This window comes from Dietzia sp. SYD-A1 (genome assembly GCF_015356725.1).
Classification (GTDB): Bacteria; Actinomycetota; Actinomycetes; order Mycobacteriales; family Mycobacteriaceae; genus Dietzia.
Genome location: NZ_JADDKI010000165.1, coordinates 1 through 5,585, shown reverse-complemented (window position 1 = coordinate 5,585; position 5,585 = coordinate 1). Strand labels below are relative to the sequence as shown.

General features: G+C 70.3%; 5 protein-coding genes. 4 read left to right on the top strand and 1 reads right to left on the bottom strand.

All coding sequences use genetic code 11. From position 1 onward, the window contains the following. Positions 1-454, bottom strand: a 454-nt coding sequence (locus IY392_RS07790) for a TetR/AcrR family transcriptional regulator (protein ID WP_194860897.1), incomplete at its 3' end; no start/stop codon positions are given. A gap of 160 nt (positions 455-614) precedes the next feature. Here IY392_RS07790 and IY392_RS07785 point away from each other — a divergent pair. From IY392_RS07785 to IY392_RS07770, 4 genes are all read left to right on the top strand, one after another. Further along, entirely contained in the window at positions 615-1,832 is a 1,218-nt protein-coding gene (locus IY392_RS07785; protein WP_194860896.1) for an acetyl-CoA C-acetyltransferase, read from the top strand. Positions 1,833-1,875: 43 nt separating this feature from the next. Further along, a complete protein-coding gene (locus tag IY392_RS07780) occupies positions 1,876-4,086 on the top strand; it encodes a 3-hydroxyacyl-CoA dehydrogenase NAD-binding domain-containing protein (RefSeq protein WP_194860895.1) in 2,211 nt (736 codons plus the stop codon). Further along, positions 4,086-5,072 (top strand): nitronate monooxygenase family protein, encoded by a 987-nt coding sequence (locus IY392_RS07775; protein WP_194860898.1) that lies wholly within the window; start codon positions 4,086-4,088, stop codon positions 5,070-5,072. The genes IY392_RS07780 and IY392_RS07775 overlap by 1 nt, the downstream gene beginning before the upstream one ends. Beyond that, positions 5,069-5,585: enoyl-CoA hydratase-related protein (locus IY392_RS07770; RefSeq protein WP_194860894.1), on the top strand; the 517-nt coding region annotated here is incomplete at its 3' end. The genes IY392_RS07775 and IY392_RS07770, both read left to right, overlap by 4 nt.

The window sequence follows — 5,585 nt, the reverse complement described above, 5'->3', positions numbered from 1 at the left end:
CCCCGGCCCCAGGTGACGAGGCCGCGTCGTCACCCCGGATCGCCTCGGCGAACCGTTGCCGGATCCGGACATCGGCCGCCACGACCGCCGCTCGGTCCTGCGGGGTGAGATAGCGGATCTGCCAGCGGTACAGCGCCGCGCGGGAACGGTGGGTCAACGTCGCCCGGGTGACCGAGGCGACCAGATCGTTCAAGTCGTCGAGGCCCGACGTGGCGGTGTCGAGTTCGGCGACGAGTGTGGCGACCGCGTCACGGAACATCGCGTACTTGCCCGGAACATGGCGGTACAACGCACCGGGGGTCAGGGCGAGGCGGTGTGCGATGTGTTCCACGCGGGTCGCGTGGTACCCGCGCCGCGTGAACTCCTCGGCCGCGACCAGTGCGATCTCCGCACGTCGCGAACCCGGAGGAGGTACGTCCGGGAACCACGTGGGTGGAGCGGAAGGAGACGTCATGGCCTCTCGGATCTCGTGATGGCGGTTCGGGGTGTGATCTTGACAACAAGCAATACAGTGGAGATAGTAAACCCGAATTCACAGATATATGTGATCGAATCCATGCGAGTGAGTCGAGCCGACCGTGCGGATCGACCGACCCGAGAGGGGACACCCCGCCATGTCAGTGCCCGATGCCTACATCTTCGACGCGGTGCGCACGCCACGCGGCAAGGGAAAGTCCAGCGGTTCGCTCTACAGCGTCGCCCCGATCGATCTCGCGGTCGGGGTCCTGCGGTCGATCGTCGAGCGGAACCCCGGCCTCGACCCCGCGCAGATCGAGGACGTGGTCATGGGGATCGTGGGACCAGTGGGCGAGCAGGGCGCGGTGTTGCCGCGCGTCGCCGCCCTCGCCGCAGGGCTACCGGAGACCGTCGCCGGTGTGCAGGAGAACCGTTTCTGCGCCTCCGGGCTCGAGGCGGTCAACCTGGCCGCACAGAAGGTCCGCGCCGGCTGGGAGGACCTGGTCATCGCCGGCGGAGTCGAGTCGATGTCCCGCGTGCCCATGGGCTCCGACGGCGGCGCCTGGGCGCAGAATCCCCGCGTCAACTATGAGACCTCGTTCGTCCCCCAGGGCATCGGTGCCGACCTCATCGCCACCATCGAGGGCTTCACCCGCCGCGACGTGGACGAGTTCGCCGCCCGCTCCCAGGAACTGGCGTCGGCCGCGTGGGACGACGGTCGGTTCGCCGCCTCGGTCGTGCCGGTGGTCGACGTGGCCGGTCGGCTGGTTCTAGACCATGACGAGCACATCCGCCGCGGGACCACCGCGGACGACCTCTCGGCCCTCCGCCCGTCCTTCGCCGCGCTCGGGGACCAGGCCGGGTTCGACGCCGTCGCGCTGCAGAAGTACCACTGGGTCGAGCGGATCGACCACGTCCACCACGCGGGCAACTCCTCGGGGATCGTCGACGGCGCGACCGCGCTGCTCGTCGGCAACGCCGCCGCGGGTGAGCGGAACGGGTTGACGCCGCGGGCACGGATCGTGTCCGCCGCGGTCGTGGGATCGGAACCGACGATCATGCTCACCGGTCCCACCCCGGCCGCGCGTAAGGCGTTGGCCAAGGCGGGACTGACGATCGACGACATCGACCTGTTCGAGGTCAACGAGGCGTTCGCCGCCGTACCCATGAAGTTCGCCAAGGACCTCGACGTCCCGATGGACAAGATCAACGTCAACGGTGGCGCGATCGCCATGGGCCACCCCCTCGGCGCCACCGGCGCGATGATCCTCGGCACCGCACTCGACGAACTGGAGCGCCGCGACGCCCGCTTCGCCCTGGCGACACTCTGCGTGGGCGCCGGCATGGGGATCGCCACCATCATCGAACGCCTGTAGACCCAGCCGCCGGCCTGACGCCATACAAGGACGAGAACACCCAATGAGCAGCGAATACACCAACACCATCTCGTACGAGCGCGATTCCGACGGCGTTGTCGTCCTCACCATGGACGATCCCGATCAGAGCGCCAACACCATGAACGCGAACTACCTGGCCTCGATGGAGGCCGCCGTGGACCGACTCGAGGAGGAGGTCGACGACATCACGGGCGTCGTCCTGACCTCGGCCAAGAAGTCGTTTTTCGCCGGCGGCGACCTCGGCGACATCCTGAGCATCCCGGCCGACGGGGCGGACCTGGCGGTCGACACCGTGGAGCGGGCGAAGGCCCCTCTGCGCAGGTTGGAGACGCTGGGCAGGCCGGTCGTGGCCGCGATCGGTGGCGCCGCGCTCGGCGGCGGGCTCGAGATCGCGCTGGCGACCCACCACCGCATCGTCGTGGACTCCCCGTCCATCCAGCTGGGCCTGCCCGAGGTGAGCCTAGGTCTGCTGCCCGGGGGCGGCGGGATCGTCCGCACCGTGCGCATGCTCGGGGTGGTCACGGCCCTGATGGAGGTGCTGCTCGAGGGCAGGCGCCTGCGCCCGGGCAAGGCCCGTGAGCTCGGACTGGTCGACGACCTCGTCGCGAGCCCGGATGACCTGATCCCCGCGGCGAAGGCGTGGATCGCCGCCAACGCCGACGACCCGGTCGCGGCCACCCAGCCGTGGGACCGGAAGGGTTACCGCATGCCCGGGGGGACCCCCTCGAGCCCAGCGCTCGCGGGCAACCTGCCCGCGTTCCCCGCCATGCTGCGGAAACAGCTCAAGGGCGCCCCCTACCCCGCCCCAGTGGCGATCATGGCAGCCGCCGTCGAAGGCGCCGGCGTCGATTTCGCCGCGGCCTCGACGATCGAGGCCCGCTACTTCGCCCGGCTGGCCACCGGCCAGACCGCCAAGAACATGATCCGGGCGTTCTTCTTCGACCTGCAGAAGGCCAACGGGCTGGCCGGGAAGCACGGGTCCGCCGACCGCGCGCCGGTGAGGAAGGTGGTCGTCCTGGGCGCCGGGATGATGGGTGCCGCCATCGCCTATGTCTGTGCCAAGGCCGGGATGGAGGTCGTCCTGAAGGACGTCGACCAGGCCGCGGCCGAGCGGGGCAGGGGCTACTCGGAAAAACTGGTCGCCAAGACCGTGGCCCGCGCCGCCGAGGGCCCGGCCCGTGACGCCGCGCAGGCGAAGGGCGAGGCGCTCCTGGCGCGCATCACCCCCACCACCGACCCGGCCGCGGCCGCGGGCGCGCAGGCCGTGATCGAGGCCGTGTTCGAGGACCCCGAGGTCAAGAAGACGGGGTTCGCGGAGATCGCGCCACACATCGCCCCGGATGCGCTGCTGTGCTCCAACACCTCGACCCTTCCCATCACCATGCTCGCGGGCGGCGTGGACCGGCCGGCCGACTTCATCGGCCTGCACTTCTTCTCGCCCGTCGACAAGATGCCGCTGGTCGAGATCATCAAGGGGGCCGAGACCTCGGAGGATGCCCTCGGGCGCGCTCTGGCCCTGGTCGCGCAGATCGGCAAGACCCCCATCGTCGTCAACGACTCCCGCGGGTTCTTCACCTCGCGCGTCATCGGCACCTTCACCAGCGAGGGGATGGCCATGCTCGCCGAGGGCGTGCCCGCCCCGACCATCGAACAGGCGTCGGCGCAGGCCGGATACCCGGCCCCCGTGCTGGCGCTGATGGACGAGCTCACCCTGACCCTGCCCCGCAAGATCCGCGACGAGACGCGCGAGGCCGCCAAGGCGGAGGGGCGCGAGCTGCCCGACCACCCGGGTAACGCCGTGCTCGACCGCATGATCGACGAGTTCGGCCGGAAGGGTCGCTCGAGCGGCTCCGGCTTCTACGAGTACTCCGACGGCAAACGGGGCGGACTGTGGCCGGGGCTGACCGACGCCTTCGGTGGTGCCACCGAGATCCCGCTTCAGGACGCGATCGACCGCATGCTCTTCGCCGAGGCGATCGAGACCGTCAAGTGCCTCGACGAGGGCGTGCTGGAGACCACCACCGACGCCAACGTCGGATCGATCCTGGGCATCGGCTTCCCGGGCTGGACCGGTGGCGTCGCCCGCTACATGGACCAGTACCCGGGCGGTCTGCCCGGCTTCGTCGCCCGCGCCGAGCAGCTCGCCGAGCGCTACGGGGACCGGTTCACCCCGCCGGAGTCCCTGCGGTCCAAGGCCGCCTCCGGTGGCACCTACGAGGAGGTCCACCCGTGATCCGTACCCGTTTCACCGAGGAGTTCGGTGTCCGTCATCCGATCGTCCAGGGCGGCATGATGTGGGTCGGCCGCGCCGAACTCGCCGCCGCCGTGTCCGAGGCCGGGGCGCTGGGCATCATCACCGGGCTCACCCAGCCGACGCCCGAGGACCTGGCCCGCGAGATCGCGCGCTGCCGGGAGATGACCGACCAGCCGTTCGGGGTCAACCTCACGATCCTGCCCGCCATCTCCCCGCCCCCGTACGCCGAGTACCGGCAGGCGATCGTCGAGTCGGGGGTGAAGATCGTCGAGACCGCCGGGTCCAATCCCAAGGACCACCTACCGGTGTTCCACGAGGCCGGCATCAAAGTCATCCACAAGTGCACCTCGGTCCGCCACGCACTCAAGGCCGAGCAGCTCGGTGTGGACGCGGTGTCGATCGACGGCTTCGAGTGCGCGGGCCACCCGGGTGAGGACGACGTCCCCGGTCTGGTTCTCATCCCCGCCGCGGCGGCCCGGCTGACGATCCCGATGCTGGCGTCCGGAGGCATCGCCGACGCCCGCGGCCTCGTGGCCGCACTGGCCCTGGGGGCCGACGGCGCCAACATGGGGACGCGGTTCATGTGCACGGCCGAATCGCCGGTCGCGGACCAGGTCAAGCAGCAGATCGTCGCCAATTCCGAGCTCGACACCACGCTCATCTTCCGCACGCTGCACAACACCGCGCGGGTCGCGGCGAACGCCGTCTCGGCGGAAGTGGTGGCCAGGGAGGCCGAGGGCGTGGAGTTCTCCGACATCCAGCACCTCGTCGCCGGAGCCCGGGGCCGCAAGGTCTTCGAGGACGGCGATCTGGATGCCGGCATCTGGTCGGCTGGTCAGTGCCAGGGCCTGATCGACGACGTGCCCACCGCGGCCGAGCTGGTCGACCGCATGATGGCCGAGGCCGAGTCGATCATCACCGACCGGCTGTCCGGCATGGTCGCCGCCGCGGAGTCGGTCCGATGACCGCCACCGGACGCGACGCCGTCAAGGTGGATACCGACGACCTCGGCGTGACGACCATCAGTATCAACCGGCCCGACCGGATGAACGCGCTCGACCACCACACGGTCGGCGCGCTGATCGGGCTCATCACCGAGCACGGTGCGGATGCGGGGACCCGTGTCATCGTGCTCGCCGGCGAGGGAGCGGCGTTCACCACCGGGGCGGACCTGCAGTCCATCCGGGAGGGATCCGCCGACGCTCCCAGCCCCGACGTCACCATGGACAATGCCGCGGCCCTGGTCCGCGCGGTGCTCACCGCCCCGGTTCCGGTGATCGCCGCGGTCAACGGTCCGGCGGCGGGGGTGGGCGTCTCGTTGGCGCTGGCCTCCGACCTCGTTCTCATGTCCGACGACGCGTACCTGCTGTTCGCGTTCACCAACATCGGCCTCATGCCGGACGGCGGGGCCAGCGTGCTCCTGCCCGCGGCGGTCGGCCGCTCGGTCGCCTCCCGGATGCTGCTGCGCGGGGACGCCG

Coding starts and splice junctions, on each gene's coding strand:
- IY392_RS07785 (WP_194860896.1), top strand. CDS start 615: ATGTCAGTGCCCGATGCCTACATCTTCGACGCGGTGCGCACGCCACGC.
- IY392_RS07780 (WP_194860895.1), top strand. CDS start 1,876: ATGAGCAGCGAATACACCAACACCATCTCGTACGAGCGCGATTCCGAC.